The organism is Synechococcus sp. A15-127 (assembly GCF_014280215.1).
In the GTDB taxonomy this organism is placed as follows: Bacteria; Cyanobacteriota; Cyanobacteriia; order PCC-6307; family Cyanobiaceae; genus Parasynechococcus.
The window spans coordinates 1,941,728-1,957,171 of the sequence record NZ_CP047948.1 but is presented as its reverse complement, the minus strand read 5'-3'; the positions used below and the strand labels follow the sequence as shown (position 1 = coordinate 1,957,171).

The following is a 15,444-nucleotide window of genomic DNA, read 5'->3' as shown; positions in this document are numbered from 1 at the left end:
GAGATGAACGAAACCCGGTCGGTGCAGATTCATCCCCAGGCAGTGGTCGATCCCAAGGCGGAGCTGGCCAGCGGCGTGGTGATCGGACCCGGTGTCGTGGTGGGACCGGACGTGCAGATCGGCGAGAACTGCTGGATCGGTCCGAATGTGGTGCTGGAGGGTCGGCTGACCCTTGGCCGCGACAACCGCATCTTCCCCGGTGCCTGCCTCGGACAGGAGCCACAGGATCTCAAGTACCGCGGTGCCCCCACCGAGGTGGTGATCGGAGACGGCAACACGATCCGCGAGTGCGTCACGATCAACCGCGCCACCGATGAAGGGGAATGCACCCGCATCGGTGATCGCAACCTGCTGATGGCCTATTGCCATCTCGGACACAACTGCGAGCTGGGCAACAGCATCGTGATGTCGAATGCCATCCAGGTGGCCGGGCACGTGATCATCGAAGACCGGGCGGTGATCGGCGGCTGCCTCGGTATCCATCAGTTCGTGCACATCGGCGGGATGGCGATGGTGGGTGGCATGACCCGGGTTGATCGCGATGTGCCGCCGTACTGCCTGGTGGAGGGGCACCCCGGCCGGGTGCGGGGGCTCAACAAGGTGGGTCTGCGCCGCAGAGGACTGGCTGATCTTCACGACGGTCAGGAATTCCGGCAGCTGCAGGAGATCTGGACCCTGATCTACCGATCGGACCTGGTGATCGCCGAGGGGCTGAAGCAGGCCCGGACCCACACCCTGTTGCCTGCCGCGGAGCATCTCTGCAGCTTCCTGGAAGCGTCGATCGGTCGAGGTCGCCGGGGACCGATGCCCGCCCTGACAACGCGCTGATGGTGCGACTGCTGATCAGCACCGGAGAGGTTTCCGGTGATCTGCAGGGCAGCCTGCTGATCGCTGCGCTGAAGCGGGAGGCCGAGCGGCGGGGCCTGCCCCTTGAGCTGCTGGCCCTGGGGGGATCGCGGATGCAGGCCGCCGGTGCGGAGCTGCTGGCGGACACGGCGCCGATGGGTGCGATCGGACTGTGGGAGGCCGTGCCCCTGATCCTGCCCACCCTGCAGCTGCAGGCCCGGGTGGACCGGTTGCTGCAGGATCGCCCGCTCGATGCTGTGGTGCTGATCGATTACGTGGGCGCCAACGTGCGCCTGGGTCGCAAGCTGCGGCATCAGCATCCAGGTCTGCCCATCATCTATTACATCGCCCCGCAGGAGTGGGCCTGGCGCTTCGGTGACGGCAGCACCACCGAGCTGCTGGGTTTCACCGATCGCATCCTCTCGATCTTTCCGGCGGAGGCGGAGTTCTATGCGGCCCGCGGCGCCGAGGTCACCTGGGTGGGCCATCCGCTGCTGGACAGTGTCACGAACCTGCCCAGTCGCTTCGAGGCCCGCCAGCGGCTCGGGCTGGATCCGCAGGGGGCGGTTCTGCTGCTGCTGCCCGCCTCCCGGCCCCAGGAACTGCGCTATCTGATGCCGCATCTGGCCCGGGCGGCGGCGCTGCTGCAACAGCGTGATCCTTCGCTTCAAGTGTTGGTGCCGGCGGGACTGGACCGCTTCGAGCAGCCCCTGGCCGAGGCCCTGGAGCAGGCGGGAGTGCGCCGCGGTCGGGTGATCGCGGCAGAGGAGGCGGACGCTCTGAAGACGACCCTCGGAGCGGCAGCGGATCTGGCTCTGGGCAAATCCGGAACGGTGAATCTGGAACTGGCCCTGATGGGGGTTCCTCAGGTGGTGGGTTACCGCGTCAGCCGCATGACGGCGTTCGTGGCCCGGCACCTGCTGCGCTTCCAGGTGGACCACATCTCGCCGGTGAATCTGCTGCTGAAGGAGCGGCTGGTGCCGGAGCTGCTTCAGGACGAACTCAGTGCCGAAGCCCTGGTGGCCCAGGCGCTGCCCCTGCTGGAGGGCGGGGCTGAGCGCCAGCGGATGCTGGATGGCTATCAACGATTGCGCACCACGCTGGGCCAGCCGGGCGTCACGGACCGGGCGGCGCGGGCGATCCTGGATCAGTTGAGCGAATGAAACGGATGCTGGCGTTGGTTCTTGTGCTGCTGCTGGCAATCGCGCCGTCGGCAGCTTTGGCGGCGGAGATCGAGACCGCTGTGCTGGCCGGTGGCTGCTTCTGGTGCCTGGAGCACGATCTTGAGCATCTGCCGGGGGTGGTGGAGGCCACCAGCGGTTACAGCGGTGGCCACGTGGACCAACCGACCTACCGCCAGGTGAGCAGCGAAACCACAGGCCATCAGGAGGTGGTGGAGGTGCGCTTTGATCCGGCCAGGATCAGCTACAGCACCTTGCTGCGCAGTTACTGGCGCAACGTGGATCCGCTGGACGGGGGCGGTCAGTTCTGCGATCGCGGCGATTCCTACCGGCCGGTGATCTTCACCGCCGATGCGGCACAGGCTCAGGAGGCCGAAGCCAGTGCCCAGGCCGCAGCGCGGGAACTGGGGCAGCCCCGATCGGCCCTGAAGGTGGAGCTGCGTGACGCTGCCCGCTTCTGGCCTGGGGAGGGCTACCACCAGAACTACGCCGAAAACAATGCGTTGAAGTACAACTTCTATCGCCTCAGCTGCGGCCGGGACCGTCGCCTAGATGCCGTGTGGAACAGCGCGGCCCGCAGCGGAGTTCCGTGGCGATCGCAACGGAACTCCGAATGAAATCCTTAAGAAGTCGATCATCAACCTGAGAAAAAGATTAAGAGCCTGGCGGCTGTCGTTTCAGGAAGTTCTCAGTGAACAGAAGGGTTCTGGGGGGGGTGTGGCACTATCCGGCATGCGTACCATCTGTATCGAGATGGGGGGAAGATGTATGTATCTGCTGACCATTAAGGATGGTTTGGGGACTCGCCATATCGGTCCCTACCCGTCACCGAAGCACGCGTCCGACGATCTCGAGCGTGTGCTCCAGACATGCTCCGAGCGTGCCCGTTGGCAGATTCACGCGCTGGAGACCCCCGAGCGGGCCGGTAATGCCTCCCGCTTTCATGCCATCGCATCCTGAGCGGTAAGGCGCTGACGTCCGATCAGGAGGAGCGCTGCCGGCCAGGAAAACCCCGACTCATGCCGCTGTCGATCATCAGGCCGATGCCGGCGTTGATGCAGATCAGGCTGAGGGTGCCCGTCCAGAACCAGGGGCCACCGTCCTGCCCCAGCAGCTGAACGACCCGCCGGCTGACCGCCTCCCCGAACAGACAGAGGCCGACAGGGAGCAGCAGCACGCCGATCTGGGCTTTGAGGTACCAGCGGGTGGGGGAGCTGCTCATTGATCAGGCGGCTTGCTGACAGACCCAGTTGACCAAGGTGCGCACCCCGTAGCCGGTGGCACCGGCGGGGTCGAGGCCACGGCCCTTGTCACTCCAGACGGTGCCGGCGATGTCGATGTGGGCCCAGGCGATGCCGTTGCCGACGAAATGTTCGAGGAACAGGGCTGCCGTGATCGATCCCCCGGGCCTCGGCCCGGTGTTCTTGAAGTCAGCCAGCTTGGATTTCAGGCCTTCCTTGTAGGAGGAGTGCAGTGGCATGCGCCAAAGTCCTTCTCCGCCGGCATCAGCGGATTGTCGGAGCGCTGTGGCGAGCCCATCGTTGTTGCTCCACAGGCCCGCCACCTCATCGCCGAGGGCGACAACGCAGGCGCCGGTGAGGGTGGCCAGGTCGACAACGGCGTCGGGCTTCTGCTCACTGGCGTACAGCAGGGCATCGGCCAGGGTGAGGCGCCCCTCGGCATCGGTGTTGTTGATCTCGATCGTGGTGCCATCAGCCGCGGTGACGATGTCACCGGGATGCACGGCTGAGCCGTTCACCATGTTTTCGCAGGAGGCCACGATCATGTGCACCTCCACGCCCTCGGGCTTGCGTTCGCCGATGCTGCGCATCGCGCCCAGCACGGCGGCGCTGCCACCCATGTCGAACTTCATCATGTCGATCTGGGCCGCCCCCACCTTGAGGTTGTATCCACCGGAATCGAAGGTGAGCCCCTTGCCCACCAGGGCCAGCCGGCGTTTCACCTCACCGGCGGGCCGGTAGATCAGATGCAGGAATTTGGGGGGCAGATCGGAGCCCTGACTCACCGCTAGGAAGGCACCCATGCCGCGGGCTTCGCAGTCGGCCCGCTCGAGCACGGTGAGTTCAAGACCGTAGTCACGGGCCAGTTCCGCTGCGGTGTCCGCCAGGGCGGCCGGGGTGACCACATTCGGGGGGGCTGCCACCAGCTGACGGGCCAGATCCACCCCGGCGCAGTTGGCCGCCACCGGTGTCAGCCCCGAGGCGGCTTGCTCCGGCAGACCGAGCAACTCGAGGACTTCCGGCACACGGCGTGGTTCCGGGTCCTTGCGGAAGCGCTGATCCTTGTAGCTGGCGAGCAGCACAGCCTCGGCGGTGGCCTGCGCGACCGCTTCCGCCTCCAGATCCCCCCAGGGCAGCAGCAGGCCCAGGCTGCCGCTGCAGCCGATGGAGGCCTTGGCTGCCCGGGCTGCCGCTGCTCGCAGACGATCGAGGCTGAGGGCGTCGGCTTCTCCCAGTCCGAGCACGATCAGTCGGCTCGGGCCGCCCTCCTGCAGGGGATGCAGCACCACCTGATCGGAGGGCTTGGCCTTGAACGCCTGGTGTTCAAGCACCGCTTCCAGCCCTGGAAAGCGTTCATTCAGTTCGGCGCGATGCGGTTCCGACTCCTCCTTCAGCAGACCCACCACAAGCACATCTCCGTCCCAGTTCTTCAGACCGGAGGAAGAGAGGGAGAGCCGCATCAATCGCCCGCTGCACAAGGATTAATCGTAGCGATGCCCTCTGTGCCGGTAGCGTTTCAACAGGTGGGCTGCTGATGTGATCGCCAATGTGGCCTTGCTCGCCCTTGCGGCGCTGATCGGGGTGACGCCTTTGGTGTGGGTGATCCTCTATCCCCCGGGACCCTGACAGCGGCGATTGAGAGCGTCGATGATCAGCGCCACGGCATTCGGCTGGGCCTGCACCTGAAAGGCCTCTTCCTCGAGCACCACCTGATTCTGGGCGTAGTGATGCGTCAGCAGGTAGCGAATCCTGCTTTCCACGGCCGGTGCTGCCGAGAGGGTGAGCCCGAGGGGTCGCAGCTGGCCGCTGGGACAGCTCTGGGCGGCATGAACAGCTTCATGAAGCAGCACCGCCCTGGCGACGCCGAGCTCTGTCGCCAGCGGTGAGATCAGCAGCAGTTTGCGTGAGGCGATGAACTGCCCGTAGGCCGTCCGGTTCGGGGGATGGCGCTGTTCGATGCGGAAGCCATGCCGTTGCAGGGTCTGCAGCAGTGCGTCGATCGTCGCGGCATGGGCGATCGCGTGGAACGGCAGCAGCAGCAGGCCCGTGAGCGGGATCAGCCAGCGCGTCATGGGATCACTCGGGCGCATCCGATCAGACCTCAGCGGTGAAGGGGGTGCTCCAGCGCTGGCGGGTCTCCTTGTTGAACGGGGGAAGCCAGCGCTGGATCAGTTGCTGCTCGAGGGCGCGACGGGCTCGGGTGCTGCGGGGCACATCACTGCTGAATCGAATGCTGAGGCAGGGTGTGAGCGAACAGCGCTGGAGAGCTTCGCCGTAGGCGGCCAGGTAGGCCTTGCAGTCGTGCTCCCCCTTCCAGCGTCGATCGGCGACCATCGTTTCGCCCACGTAAAGCAAAAGCGGCTGCTCAAGGTTGGCGGGGCGGTCGAGCACCAGATAGATCGCAGCCCCCTGATGGGGGCTGCTCGGCCAGCGCCAGAAACTCAGCGGCAGCGGGGTGAGGGCCAGCGGATCGAAGGCGGCGGCGTTGTCTGCGAGGGCGTCCGGGAACAGGCTCACCTGCCCTGCCGCTGCCGGCTCCCCACGGAACAGGGGGGCCTGATGGGCGTGCAACTGCTGCTGCCAGCGCAGCAGTTGATCCTGCTGAAGAGGCAGATCCGGATCGGGGCCAGTACCGCCGAGGGCTGTGGTGGTAAACAGATCCCCCTGCATCAGTTGAGGGGCAGGGAGGGGCCGGACCGGCGCGCCGTGAAGGAAACCCGTCCGATCAGGGCTTCCACAGCGCTGGCGGGAAGGCAGAGGCGCTCCTGCAGATCGGCCAGATCGCGGAATCCGGCGCGGCGGCGCTCCCGCAGCAGGCCCTGCAGACGTTGCTCGGGCCAGTGGAGGCTGTGGAGTTCCTCGGTTGATGCGTTGTTCAGATCCAGTGGGGTGGCTGCGGGCTGGGGCGGGGCGTCGCCATGCCAGCGGAAGATGAGGTGGGGCTCCCAGAGCCTGCGCAGCTCATCGGGAAGCTCGAGCAACTGAAACAGATCGGCCGCGGCGCTGAACTGAACGCCGCCCCGCTGCAGACGCACCAGCAGATCGGCGGTGTCCTCAGGACAGCCAGGCAGCTGACGCCACTCCTCGCGGCTGGCCCGGTTCACATCCATGGTCCAGGCCGGAGCAGGAGGCGGGGCCGCAGGCGGTGTCGAGGTCGGCTTGGCGGGCAACTGACCGGTGGCCTGCAGCACCTTTCTCGCCAGTGGATCCAACCAATGGCTTCGGGGCATCGGGCCGTTCGGACTCGAAACGTGCGCCGACCTTAACCAGCGCCCATGCGGTCGTCACCGCTGCAGAGCCTCCACCAGCGCCGAGCATCCGCCCTGGTCGGCGATGTAGGCGTTCATCAGATCGCGGAAGCCAGGGGTGTTCTTCACCGCGTCGCGGGCCTGAGGACTGATCTGTTGCTGAGCCAGGAACCCATCGGCGATGGACTGGGCTTTCTCCGGTTTCATCGTGCCGGTCTTGATCAGGCAGTGGGCATTGCCCTGGGCCACGGCGACGGCGATGGTGGTGGCATCCGGCTGCTGGGCCCTGACGGAACCGCCCGTCAACCCGGCGATGGCCAGGGCGGTCAGCAGGCCGATGGCTGTGAATCGAACAGCTGTGAACGGAAGAGCTGTGCAGCGCATCAGGAGCTCCAGCGGGGCATCGGGGTGGGCAGGTCCACCAGATCATTTCGGAAGGCAATCAGCACCGCCTGGGTGCGATCGCGGGCGTCGAGCTTGCGCAGCACTGCACTCACCACATGCTTCACCGTGTCGATCGCCAGGTGCAGCTGCTCGGCGATCTCCTGGTTGGTGAGGCCGCGACAGAGACCGCGCAGCACATCCTCTTCGCGCACACTCAGCTGATCGGAGATTGGGCTGGGGGTGCCGCGGCTGAGGCGGCTGTGGCGCAGCACGCCGCTGATGGTGGGATCGATCACCATGCCGTCGCTTTCCATTGCCTGCACACTGCGCAGCAGATGGCCATTGCCCACCAGTTCGCGGCTGCAGAGTCCGTTGCAGCCTGCGGCGATCGCCGCCTCGATCGTGCTGAGCAACGGGCGTTGAATCAGCATCAGGCAGTGCAGCTCCGGCTGGAGGGTCTTGGCGGCTGCGACCAGCGATGGCCCGCTACCGCTCTCGAGCAGATCGCTGCAGATCAGCAGATCGGCCTGGTTGCTTTCGAGGCAGGCGAGGGCGTCCTGTTCGCTGGTGGTGGCCCCCACCAGCGGGCCGATGTCATCAAACAGATGCACCAGGCCGGCGATCAGCACCCGATCAGCGCTGGCGATCACGGTGCGCCGTCGGCGCAGGGCAGAGCGACTGCGGTGGAGGTGCTCACGCATGAGCGGCAGCTGGCCGGTGAGATTCACAACGTGGGGCGATCCGCACTTTCTGCAACCTGCCCATGGAGTGAAACCGAACTGCCACGGACTGCCGGAAGTCTGCAGAATTCTCCTCTAAAGAATGAAATCTGCGGGGATGGCTTTCTTCGATTCCGACATCGTCCAGGACGAGGCCAAGCGGCTGTTCGGCGATTACCAGCAGCTGATGCAGCTGGGCAGTGATTACGGCAAGTTCGATCGCGAGGGCAAGAAGAAGTTCATCGACACCATGGAGGAGTTGATGGAGCGCTACCGGGTGTTCATGAAGCGGTTTGAGTTGTCGGAGGATTTCCAGGCGAAGCTGACCGTGGAGCAGCTGCGCACGCAGCTGAGCCAGTTCGGCATCACCCCCGAGCAGATGTTCGAGCAGATGCACACCACGCTGGAGCGGATGAAGGCTCAGATCGAATTGCCGCCCTCCAGCTGAAACAGCCCCAGCTGAAACAGCCCCAGCTGAAACAGCCCCAGCTGGGGCCTGCGGCGCAGCACCCGTACGATCGCCAGCGCACGCCCTCAGCGCCCCATGCCGGAGTCCACCCCGTCCCTGCCGAGCTGGCTGGCGCGCGGCATGGCCGATCTATTCCCGGCGGGGGATTCCAAGGATGCCGACCAGGCCCTTGAGGCGAGGCTCGCAGCCGCCGAGCGCGAGGGTCGGCCGCTGCGGGTGAAGCTGGGCATCGATCCCACCGGCAGCAACATCCACCTGGGGCACAGCATCCTGTTCCGCAAGCTGCGGGCGTTTCAGGACGCAGGCCATACGGCGGTGCTGATCATCGGGGACTTCACCGCCCGCATCGGCGATCCCACCGGTAAGAGCAGCACCCGGGTGCAGCTGAGCAAGGCAGATGTGGCCGCCAATGCCTCCACCTACCTGCGCCAGCTGGGGCAGGACCAGCCCAAGGAAACGGCGCTGCTCGATTTCGAGACCCCTGGCCGGTTGGAGGTGCGATACAACAGCGAATGGCTGGAGGGGATGGATCTGCCGGCGGTGATCGGACTGCTGGGCACCGGAACGGTGGGGCAGATGCTGGCCAAGGACGACTTCTCCAAGCGCTACGGCAGCGGCACACCAATCGCGCTGCATGAATTTCTCTATCCGCTGCTGCAGGGGTACGACTCGGTGGCGGTGAATGCCGATGTGGAGCTGGGGGGCACCGATCAGAAGTTCAACGTGGCCATGGGCCGCGACCTGCAGCGCCATTTCGGCAAGGGAACCCAGTTCGGGCTGCTGCTACCGATCCTGGTGGGTCTGGACGGGGTGCAGAAGATGAGCAAGAGCCTCGGCAACACGGTGGGTCTGGAGGAGGATCCCCTGTCGATGTACTCCAAGCTCGAGAAAGTCGGCGATGCGGCAATTAACGACTACTTGACGTTGCTGACGGATCTGGATCTGGCGACGTTGCCGGAGAATCCGCGCGAGAAGCAGAAGGCGATGGCCCTGGCGGTCACCGCCAGCCGCCATGGGTTGGCCGTGGCCGAGAAAGCCCAGACCGATGCGGCCACCCTGGTGGGGGGAGCTGGTGACGCGGCGGCGGAGGTGCCGGAGGCGTCGCTGGCGGAGGTGAATTTCCCGGCCAAGGCCTTCTATCTGCTCAGCGCTGTTGGCATCTGTGCCAGCAGCAGCGACGCGCGGCGTCAGATCAAGGGTGGTGCCGTGCGGCTGGAGGGAGAGAAAATCACCGATCCCAACCAGGAGTTCACCGGCGCAGCAGACCTGGAGGGCAAGGTGCTGCAGCTGGGCAAGAAGACGTTCCGTCGCCTGGTGGGCTGAGGATCAGGCTGCGCGTGCGCGCTGCAGGGTCTTGCGGGGGAGCTCTCCGAACATCAGTCGGTAATCGCGGGCGAAGTGGTTCGGGCTCTTGAAGCCATGCAGTTCGGCGATGATGCCAACGGAGGCCTGGCCATTGAGGTGAGTGCTGCGGTTCGGATCGCTCAGGGTCTGATGCACCTCGTGCAGTCGGATCTGCTTGAGCAGGGTCGTCGGGCCGACGCCGAAGGTTTCACGACAGGCCTGAATGATCGACGAACGTGAGGCGAACAGGGTGCTGGTGAGCTGATCGAGGCTGATCGGTGTGTCGGAATGCTCGAGGCCCCACGCCAGCAGATCGCGCATCAGTGCAGCACGGGTGGACAGCGTCACGCCCTGGCTTTGAAAGCGGGCATCGCGGCTGAAGCACTCCACCAGCAGCGCATCCAGCAGATCAGCGGGCGGCAGCTCCTGGTTGGGATCCAGCAGGTTCATCAGCCGCTGGAACAAAGCCGGCACCAGGGTGAGCGAGTTGTTGCTGTTGATCGTGTCCAGCAGCCCGCTGGAGGGGTCCATCTCGATCAGTCTGAGAAAGCGATGCATCCCCATCATCAGGATGGTCATCTCGGCCCCTGCCGAGATCTTGAAGAAGCTTTCGGTGATCGAGGGCGTGAAGCCGTGAATGGTGAACGGTGTGACGGATTCGCCGCGGATGGCGTGATCGCTCAGATGGTTGGTGCGTTCGAGGGCGATGCAGGTGATGGAACTGGGTCTGGCCCCCAACACCGTGATGATCTGGTTGGTGCTGAGCTGCAGCACGGCGATGTCGCTGCGGCGCTGCAGGGAAATGCTGCCCTGCAGAGGCCCCCTGCTGATCTGAGCCACCTGCCAGTGAATGCCGAATCGCTTGACGATGTCGACCAGTTCGCCTCCGGAGCGAAAGCTGAACCGTTGTTGTGGACTCACCTGCTCCCGGATTCAGGGCAATACTTTATCCATTCCTTAAGGAATGGATTGATGCGCGTCATAGATGCGTCATCGGCCTTTTGCCAGGATCAAAGCAAGTGTTGAGGTGCGGTGGATGGTCCTGCGTTGTCGCTGATGGGTGGCTCGGGCGATCCCGCTGATCGGATCATCGTGGCCCTTGATGGCATGGCGCCCGAGCAGGCCCTGGCCTTTACGGCTCAGGTGGAGGGTCTGCGCTGGGTGAAGGTGGGCCTGGAACTGTTCGTGCAGGCGGGGCCTGAGGTGGTGGCCCGGCTGCGCGAGCAGGGGTTGCGGGTGTTCCTTGATCTCAAATTTCACGACATCCCAGCCACGATGGCCGGGGCCTGCCGGCGGGCGGCGGCGCTGGGGGCGGAGCTGATCACCGTGCATGCCTGCGCCGGCAGCGAAGCACTCAAGGCGGCCCAGGCTGCGGCGGTGGAAGGGGCGCAGAGTGCAGGGCTGGCCACTCCAACTCTGCTGGCGGTGACGGTGCTCACCAGCTGGCAGGAGCAACGGTTGCAACGGGAACTCGCCATTGCTCAGGGCATCGGCAAGCGGGTGCCGGTGTTGGCACAGCTGTCGGCGGCCGCCGGCATCGGTGGCTGTGTGTGCTCACCGCTGGAGGCCGCGGCATTGCGTGCCCAGCACCCCGTGCCGTTTGCCTTGGTGACGCCGGGGATCCGCCCCAAAGGAGCGGCGGTGGGCGATCAGGCCCGGGTGATGGGGCCGGCGGAGGCGATCGCTGCTGGGGCGAGCCAGCTGGTGATCGGGCGGCCGATCACCAGGGCTGAAGATCCCAGCGCTGCGTTTGCGGCCTGTTGCGACCAGACCATGGATTCGCTTCCTTGATGGGCATAACGCTGGAGTTGCCTGATCCGCTGTTTGCCCGCTTGAAAGCCAGAGCTGCGTTGCAACAGCAGCGGATCAGGTTCAGCAAGGCAGGTTTATTTGAGCTGCTTGAACCATGAGCCCCATCGCTGATCTGCCGGATCTCAAGTTGTGGCTGGGATGTGTTGCGCCAAGGGGATCTGCCGTTACGGCTGTGCACGGATGCCCACCTGGTGGCACTCGCGATCACAAAACAATGGCGATTGGTCAGCCTTGATGATGACTTTCAACGGTTACCCAAGATTCACCTTGATGGCCATCACCCAACCCGAGGCGGATCTGATCATGCATGGCTCCAGAAGGCTTCAATCCTTTGTTCTGCATGTTCATTCGTCGTAATGACTCCAGAGCCGTAAGACCTTCACAAGCCTCTCTTCATCCAGCACTTGGTACACCAGCCGGTGCTGGATGTTGATTCGGCGTGAACAAGCCCCTTTCAGATCACCCACCAGTGCTTCATAGGGGGGAGGTTGTTGGTAAGGGTCCGCCTTGAGTAACGCGATCAACTGCTTTGCTTTGGCTTTCAGGGCTGGCGAAGCACTGGCTAACTTTCGGGCATCCTTTTGGGCTTGGCGGGTGAACAGCACACGCCAACTCACCAGCCCGGATCCTCACTCAGCTCGGACGTCGGTGACGCCATGCCATCCAAAATGGACTCCCTCATTCCTGGGATTGCCGTGAGATAGAGCGTTTCTTGAATCGCGCGCCAATCATCTTCCGACACCAGCACGGCATTGCTGCGTTTGCCATGAATTTCGATTGGTGTATGCGATTCGCCCACTTCATCCACCAATGCGAACAAGCGTTTGCGTGCTTCGGTAACGGATATCGACGCCATCGTAAGCCCTCGACGTACCGGAAATGGTACGTGACCTCGCTGAATCGCGCAGGGTGGGTTCGGCGTGCCCAGTGATCGGCTCCAGCGATCAGGATTTCTGCCCGATGCGTGGTTCAGTGCCGGCGATCAGCCGTTGGATGTTGCTGCGGTGCCGCCACAGCACCATCAGGCTGGCCACCAACGACACCACCACGTAGGCGCTGCTCTGCCCCGCCGCCAGCATCAGCAGTGGCAGCCCAAGGGCTGCCACCACGCTGGAGAGCGACACGATCCGGAAGATCGAGATCACGGCCATGAACAGGCCGAAGCAGGCCAGTCCCACCGGCCAGGCCAGCCCCAGAAACATCCCGAAGCCCGTGGCCACCGCCTTGCCGCCCTTCCAGCCCAGCCACACCGGCCAGATGTGACCGGCCAGGGCCGCCAGGCCCGCCAGTACCTGTAGCCAGTCGCTCAGCCCGAAGGTTTTGGCCAGCAGCACCGCCAGGGCGCCTTTGCCCACATCCACCAGAAACACCACCAGCGCCGGCCCTTTGCCGACGTTGCGCAGCACGTTGGTGGCGCCGGTGCTGCCGGAGCCGCAGTCGCGCAAATCAATGCCCTTCAGCCACTGGCCGGCGAGATAGCCGCTGGGGGTGGAGCCCAGCAGGTAGCCGATGGCGAGCAGAAGCAGGGCGGTGAGGATCACAGGAACGAGGCAGGCTGCGGGATCGCGCAGAAATGGAAGCACAGCGCGCGGTGGTTTGTATCGAGCCTGGTCCGGCTTGGTCGACTAAGTTGGTTGATGTGGATGAGGTTGTGATGAAGCAGGTCAACATGCACGAGGCCAAAACCCATCTTTCGCGTTTGGTGGATGAAGCGGCAGCCGGTCAGTCGTTTGTGATCTGCAAGGCCGGAAAGCCGATGGTGCGCGTCACACCACTGAACCAGTCCGACGAAGCGGCCCCTGTTCGTTCACGGTTGGGAATGTTGAGGGGGCAGTTGTCTGTGCCGGACGACTTTGATCGCATGGGCCAGGAGGAGATTGCCGATTTGTTTGAAGGGATCGGCGAGCGCTGATGCAGTTGTTGCTGGACACCCACCTTCTTCTCTGGGCCGTGGATGAGCCTGAACGCTTGGGTGCAGCGCTGATTCAGATGCTTGAAGACCCGCTGAATACTCCGGTATTCAGCGTGGTGAGCCTCTGGGAACTGGTGATCAAACGTGGCCTGGATCGGCCCGACTTTCGGGTGGAGCCCTCTTTGATCCGCCATGCCCTGTTGGAGGGTGGTTGGCGCGAGTTGCCTCTGGAGGCACACCATGCATTTGCAGTGGGGCAGTTGCCGGCGCTGCATCGTGATCCCTTCGATCGCTTGTTGCTGGCACAGGCACAAGCCGATGGCCTGTTGCTGATCACCGCGGATCAGCTGCTTGCGCAATACCCAGGCCCTGTGCGCCGGATGGGGTGACCTCCTACAGCAGATCGTCGTCGTCGAGGCGTTCACCCGGTCCGGCCGCAAAGGCCAGCCAGAGGGGGAACTGCAGCACGGGGATGTCGACACTGCGTTCGGCCGCATCAATCAGGATCAGTGGCACTTCGCCCCGTTCCTCCAGCCGATCGGCCCGCTCCACCAGGGCTTCCGGGCGCTCGAACAGCACGATGCCACTGCTGGGGCCGAAGTCCTCGCGGCCCAGGCCGAGGGCATCCTGCAGCCCCCGCCTCCATTCGCCGAGGCGTTCGGGGCCGCCGGCCAGCACCAGGCACTGGAACTGGTCGCCGTAGAGCTCGCCGATGATGGCGATCAGTGCCGCGCTGGCCAGGATGTTGCGGGGTCTAGTGCCGCGGCTGGGCTGAGCGCCGCGTCCGCCTTGGTTGAAGAACCAGTCCTCCAGCAGGGCGATGTCTTTGGCATCGATGCTGCGGCGCAGGTTCCAGGGATCGGCATACACATCCGGCTGCTTGAGGAACCGCTCGAGGGCGGCGCGGATCAGGGCCTCGTCGGGGCGGAAGGTGTCGGCCACGGCCGCGGCAGCGGCTGTGGGGGCTTCCGCGCTCTGGTTCGGATCAGCCGGCTTCTGATCCAGCGGTGACGGTTGCACCACCATCGGCTGCACCACCAGCTCGAGGCTTTCCACGCTCTGCACCAGGTCCTGCAGGGCGCCCCCCAGGTACTCCTGAAAGCCTTTGACGCGGCGCGCGATCGCGTCCGACTGGCCGGCAAAGGAGGTCTTCAGGTCGGCTTCCAGCTGCTGTTTGCGGTTGGTGAGCTCCTGGATGTCGCGCTCGAGGGCGTCGCGGCGCTCCTGCAGATCCTTCAGAGCCAGTGCCATCACGGGATTGGCGTCTGTTTCGGCGGTCGTGTCGGTGGACGTCTCAGTGGACGTGTCGGTGGTCGTTTCTGCCGGTTCGGGCTCTTGCGGTGTCAGATCGGTGTCGTCAGGCATTGCGTCAGCGGCCGTGCGCTCCATCACTCCATTCCAGCTGACAGAGCAACCGCCGCAACATGGTGAACGAATATGCACCAGCATGGAACGATTTCGTGATGATATCTATTAAATATTTTTACGATATCGTGCCTATTGCATGATGGCGGTCTGAATGAATGCCATCACCTGCGCGGCGGCGGTTCGGGCCTGCGCGCTGTCTTCAGCGTCGAAACGATCGGCAGGTGCTTCGCTATCGCTCGGATATCGCGTTTCAGTGTTCATGCGACTCAAAGCCTTGAGCCGCACAGTGCGGATGGGTGTCACGTCGACCCCTCCTGCTTCCAGGCTGTCGACCAGTCGTTCCAGCGCATGGCTGTAGGGCGGCAGGGAGCCCAGAGAAATCAGCAGCGCCTTCAGTGCCTTCTCGGCCGACTGCCCGTAGTGATAACAAGCCTGGCTGTGAAAGCCTTGCTGGGCGGTGAGTTCGGCCACAGCCCAGTCGCTGTTGGCTTGTCGCATCCAGGCTTCAACGCGCGGTGTCATGGCTGACTCAGGCGCAGGGCATCCCGGCAGATGGCTCGCCAGTAAGGGTCATCCCCCGTCCGGCGTTCCTGCCATTCCTGATCACTGAGAGCCAGCGCGTCGTCGGCCATTCCAGCCTCGAGGACAGCCTCGGCCAGGCGATTGGCCTCCCCTCGGCTGGGGGCAATGGCCAGCAGGTCAACATCGGAGAACGCATCCCAGTCACCACGGGCCCAGGAGCCGAACAGCCAGAGATCGGCGTTGGGGTGATCCATCAGCAGCGCGCTGGCCTGCTGCCGCAGCAGGACGATCCGTTGATCACGCTTGCGTCGCCGGATTGCGGCGACCGTGGATGTTGTTGGCGGGCACGAACCTTCCATGGCGAAACGCTATGGCTTGGTTCAAGCCCTTGCAAGCCG

At 64.4% G+C, this 15,444-nt stretch carries 23 protein-coding genes; 9 read left to right on the top strand and 14 right to left on the bottom strand.

Annotation, left to right across the window (positions count from 1 at the left end; all coding sequences use genetic code 11):
• Positions 1-3 precede the first annotated feature (3 nt).
• The 4 genes from lpxA (at position 4) to SynA15127_RS10395 (ending at position 2,987) form a co-directional block, all read left to right on the top strand.
• Entirely contained in the window at positions 4-828 is an 825-nt protein-coding gene (gene lpxA / locus SynA15127_RS10410) for an acyl-ACP--UDP-N-acetylglucosamine O-acyltransferase (RefSeq protein ID WP_186484048.1), read from the top strand.
• Entirely contained in the window at positions 828-2,009 is a 1,182-nt protein-coding gene (gene lpxB / locus SynA15127_RS10405) for a lipid-A-disaccharide synthase (protein ID WP_186484047.1), read from the top strand. Before lpxA ends, lpxB begins: the two co-directional genes overlap by 1 nt.
• Entirely contained in the window at positions 2,006-2,644 is a 639-nt protein-coding gene (gene msrA / locus SynA15127_RS10400; protein WP_186484046.1) for a peptide-methionine (S)-S-oxide reductase MsrA, read from the top strand. The genes lpxB and msrA overlap by 4 nt, the downstream gene beginning before the upstream one ends.
• Positions 2,645-2,795: 151 nt before the next feature.
• Entirely contained in the window at positions 2,796-2,987 is a 192-nt protein-coding gene (locus tag SynA15127_RS10395) for a hypothetical protein (RefSeq protein ID WP_186485698.1), read from the top strand.
• 22 nt (positions 2,988-3,009) lie between these two features.
• Here the strand turns inward: SynA15127_RS10395 and SynA15127_RS10390 are convergent, their stop codons facing one another.
• The 7 genes from SynA15127_RS10390 to SynA15127_RS10360 form a co-directional block, all read right to left on the bottom strand.
• Complete coding sequence (locus tag SynA15127_RS10390; RefSeq protein ID WP_043692549.1) at positions 3,010-3,249, bottom strand: hypothetical protein; 240 nt, start codon at positions 3,247-3,249, stop codon at positions 3,010-3,012.
• Between the two features lie 3 nt (positions 3,250-3,252).
• The gene (locus SynA15127_RS10385; RefSeq protein WP_186484045.1) at positions 3,253-4,728 is read right to left on the bottom strand and encodes a leucyl aminopeptidase; all 1,476 of its coding nucleotides are present in this window, start codon (positions 4,726-4,728) and stop codon (positions 3,253-3,255) included.
• Between the two features lie 147 nt (positions 4,729-4,875).
• On the bottom strand, positions 4,876-5,340 hold the full coding sequence (locus SynA15127_RS10380) for a hypothetical protein (protein ID WP_186484044.1): 465 nt from the start codon (positions 5,338-5,340) through the stop codon (positions 4,876-4,878).
• A 22-nt stretch (positions 5,341-5,362) separates the two neighbouring features.
• Positions 5,363-5,938 carry a GIY-YIG nuclease family protein gene (locus SynA15127_RS10375; protein ID WP_186484043.1) on the bottom strand — a complete coding sequence of 192 codons (576 nt, stop codon included), beginning with the start codon at positions 5,936-5,938 and terminating at the stop codon, positions 5,363-5,365.
• On the bottom strand, positions 5,938-6,498 hold the full coding sequence (locus tag SynA15127_RS10370) for a hypothetical protein (RefSeq protein ID WP_186484042.1): 561 nt from the start codon (positions 6,496-6,498) through the stop codon (positions 5,938-5,940). The genes SynA15127_RS10375 and SynA15127_RS10370 overlap by 1 nt, the downstream gene beginning before the upstream one ends.
• Positions 6,499-6,552: 54 nt before the next feature.
• Complete coding sequence (locus SynA15127_RS10365; protein ID WP_186484041.1) at positions 6,553-6,900, bottom strand: hypothetical protein; 348 nt, start codon at positions 6,898-6,900, stop codon at positions 6,553-6,555.
• Positions 6,900-7,601, bottom strand: a complete 702-nt coding sequence (locus SynA15127_RS10360) for a response regulator transcription factor (RefSeq protein WP_186485697.1) — start codon at positions 7,599-7,601, stop codon at positions 6,900-6,902. The genes SynA15127_RS10365 and SynA15127_RS10360 overlap by 1 nt, the downstream gene beginning before the upstream one ends.
• A 136-nt stretch (positions 7,602-7,737) precedes the next feature.
• Here SynA15127_RS10360 and SynA15127_RS10355 point away from each other — a divergent pair, with 136 nt between their 5' ends.
• Positions 7,738-8,067, top strand: coding sequence for a DUF1825 family protein (locus tag SynA15127_RS10355; protein WP_043692536.1), 330 nt, complete (start codon positions 7,738-7,740; stop codon positions 8,065-8,067).
• A gap of 96 nt (positions 8,068-8,163) precedes the next feature.
• A complete protein-coding gene (tyrS, locus tag SynA15127_RS10350; RefSeq protein ID WP_186484040.1) occupies positions 8,164-9,411 on the top strand; it encodes a tyrosine--tRNA ligase in 1,248 nt (415 codons plus the stop codon).
• A gap of 3 nt (positions 9,412-9,414) precedes the next feature.
• Here the strand turns inward: tyrS and SynA15127_RS10345 are convergent, their stop codons facing one another.
• Positions 9,415-10,353: a helix-turn-helix domain-containing protein gene (locus SynA15127_RS10345; RefSeq protein ID WP_186484039.1), complete on the bottom strand. Its 939-nt coding sequence runs from the start codon at positions 10,351-10,353 to the stop codon at positions 9,415-9,417.
• Positions 10,354-10,488: 135 nt separating this feature from the next.
• On the opposite strand from SynA15127_RS10345, the gene pyrF reads away from it, so the two are divergent.
• Complete coding sequence (gene pyrF, locus SynA15127_RS10340) at positions 10,489-11,223, top strand: orotidine-5'-phosphate decarboxylase (RefSeq protein ID WP_186485696.1); 735 nt, start codon at positions 10,489-10,491, stop codon at positions 11,221-11,223.
• Positions 11,224-11,588: 365 nt separating this feature from the next.
• Here the strand turns inward: pyrF and SynA15127_RS10330 are convergent, their stop codons facing one another.
• From SynA15127_RS10330 to plsY, 3 genes are all read right to left on the bottom strand, one after another.
• On the bottom strand, positions 11,589-11,861 hold the full coding sequence (locus tag SynA15127_RS10330; protein WP_186484038.1) for a Txe/YoeB family addiction module toxin: 273 nt from the start codon (positions 11,859-11,861) through the stop codon (positions 11,589-11,591).
• Positions 11,858-12,100, bottom strand: coding sequence for a type II toxin-antitoxin system Phd/YefM family antitoxin (locus SynA15127_RS10325; RefSeq protein ID WP_186484037.1), 243 nt, complete (start codon positions 12,098-12,100; stop codon positions 11,858-11,860). Before SynA15127_RS10325 ends, SynA15127_RS10330 begins: the two co-directional genes overlap by 4 nt.
• An 88-nt stretch (positions 12,101-12,188) precedes the next feature.
• The gene (gene plsY, locus SynA15127_RS10320; RefSeq protein WP_370593984.1) at positions 12,189-12,827 is read right to left on the bottom strand and encodes a glycerol-3-phosphate 1-O-acyltransferase PlsY; all 639 of its coding nucleotides are present in this window, start codon (positions 12,825-12,827) and stop codon (positions 12,189-12,191) included.
• On the opposite strand from plsY, the gene SynA15127_RS10315 reads away from it, so the two are divergent.
• Positions 12,818-13,156: a type II toxin-antitoxin system Phd/YefM family antitoxin gene (locus SynA15127_RS10315; protein WP_255475476.1), complete on the top strand. Its 339-nt coding sequence runs from the start codon at positions 12,818-12,820 to the stop codon at positions 13,154-13,156. The genes plsY and SynA15127_RS10315 overlap by 10 nt on opposite strands.
• Positions 13,156-13,545 carry a type II toxin-antitoxin system VapC family toxin gene (locus tag SynA15127_RS10310; RefSeq protein ID WP_186484036.1) on the top strand — a complete coding sequence of 130 codons (390 nt, stop codon included), beginning with the start codon at positions 13,156-13,158 and terminating at the stop codon, positions 13,543-13,545. Before SynA15127_RS10315 ends, SynA15127_RS10310 begins: the two co-directional genes overlap by 1 nt.
• Before the next feature lie 4 nt (positions 13,546-13,549).
• On the opposite strand, the gene SynA15127_RS10305 is transcribed toward SynA15127_RS10310, so the two are convergent.
• The 3 genes from SynA15127_RS10305 to SynA15127_RS10295 all read right to left on the bottom strand — a co-directional run bounded on the left by SynA15127_RS10305 (position 13,550) and on the right by SynA15127_RS10295 (position 15,405).
• A complete protein-coding gene (locus SynA15127_RS10305; RefSeq protein WP_186484035.1) occupies positions 13,550-14,545 on the bottom strand; it encodes a DUF3086 domain-containing protein in 996 nt (331 codons plus the stop codon).
• Positions 14,546-14,653: 108 nt separating this feature from the next.
• The gene (locus tag SynA15127_RS10300; protein WP_186484034.1) at positions 14,654-15,046 is read right to left on the bottom strand and encodes a HEPN domain-containing protein; all 393 of its coding nucleotides are present in this window, start codon (positions 15,044-15,046) and stop codon (positions 14,654-14,656) included.
• Positions 15,043-15,405, bottom strand: coding sequence for a nucleotidyltransferase domain-containing protein (locus tag SynA15127_RS10295; protein WP_186484033.1), 363 nt, complete (start codon positions 15,403-15,405; stop codon positions 15,043-15,045). The genes SynA15127_RS10300 and SynA15127_RS10295 overlap by 4 nt, the downstream gene beginning before the upstream one ends.
• Positions 15,406-15,444: the final 39 nt, after the last annotated feature.

Coding starts and splice junctions, on each gene's coding strand:
- lpxA (WP_186484048.1), top strand. CDS start 4: ATGAACGAAACCCGGTCGGTGCAGATTCATCCCCAGGCAGTGGTCGAT.
- lpxB (WP_186484047.1), top strand. CDS start 828: ATGGTGCGACTGCTGATCAGCACCGGAGAGGTTTCCGGTGATCTGCAG.
- msrA (WP_186484046.1), top strand. CDS start 2,006: ATGAAACGGATGCTGGCGTTGGTTCTTGTGCTGCTGCTGGCAATCGCG.
- SynA15127_RS10395 (WP_186485698.1), top strand. CDS start 2,796: ATGTATCTGCTGACCATTAAGGATGGTTTGGGGACTCGCCATATCGGT.
- SynA15127_RS10390 (WP_043692549.1), bottom strand. CDS start 3,249: ATGAGCAGCTCCCCCACCCGCTGGTACCTCAAAGCCCAGATCGGCGTG.
- SynA15127_RS10385 (WP_186484045.1), bottom strand. CDS start 4,728: ATGCGGCTCTCCCTCTCTTCCTCCGGTCTGAAGAACTGGGACGGAGAT.
- SynA15127_RS10380 (WP_186484044.1), bottom strand. CDS start 5,340: ATGACGCGCTGGCTGATCCCGCTCACGGGCCTGCTGCTGCTGCCGTTC.
- SynA15127_RS10375 (WP_186484043.1), bottom strand. CDS start 5,938: ATGCAGGGGGATCTGTTTACCACCACAGCCCTCGGCGGTACTGGCCCC.
- SynA15127_RS10370 (WP_186484042.1), bottom strand. CDS start 6,498: ATGCCCCGAAGCCATTGGTTGGATCCACTGGCGAGAAAGGTGCTGCAG.
- SynA15127_RS10365 (WP_186484041.1), bottom strand. CDS start 6,900: ATGCGCTGCACAGCTCTTCCGTTCACAGCTGTTCGATTCACAGCCATC.
- SynA15127_RS10360 (WP_186485697.1), bottom strand. CDS start 7,601: ATGCGTGAGCACCTCCACCGCAGTCGCTCTGCCCTGCGCCGACGGCGC.
- SynA15127_RS10355 (WP_043692536.1), top strand. CDS start 7,738: ATGGCTTTCTTCGATTCCGACATCGTCCAGGACGAGGCCAAGCGGCTG.
- tyrS (WP_186484040.1), top strand. CDS start 8,164: ATGCCGGAGTCCACCCCGTCCCTGCCGAGCTGGCTGGCGCGCGGCATG.
- pyrF (WP_186485696.1), top strand. CDS start 10,489: ATGGGTGGCTCGGGCGATCCCGCTGATCGGATCATCGTGGCCCTTGAT.
- SynA15127_RS10325 (WP_186484037.1), bottom strand. CDS start 12,100: ATGGCGTCGATATCCGTTACCGAAGCACGCAAACGCTTGTTCGCATTG.
- SynA15127_RS10315 (WP_255475476.1), top strand. CDS start 12,818: ATGGAAGCACAGCGCGCGGTGGTTTGTATCGAGCCTGGTCCGGCTTGG.
- SynA15127_RS10310 (WP_186484036.1), top strand. CDS start 13,156: ATGCAGTTGTTGCTGGACACCCACCTTCTTCTCTGGGCCGTGGATGAG.
- SynA15127_RS10305 (WP_186484035.1), bottom strand. CDS start 14,545: ATGGAGCGCACGGCCGCTGACGCAATGCCTGACGACACCGATCTGACA.
- SynA15127_RS10300 (WP_186484034.1), bottom strand. CDS start 15,046: ATGACACCGCGCGTTGAAGCCTGGATGCGACAAGCCAACAGCGACTGG.
- SynA15127_RS10295 (WP_186484033.1), bottom strand. CDS start 15,405: ATGGAAGGTTCGTGCCCGCCAACAACATCCACGGTCGCCGCAATCCGG.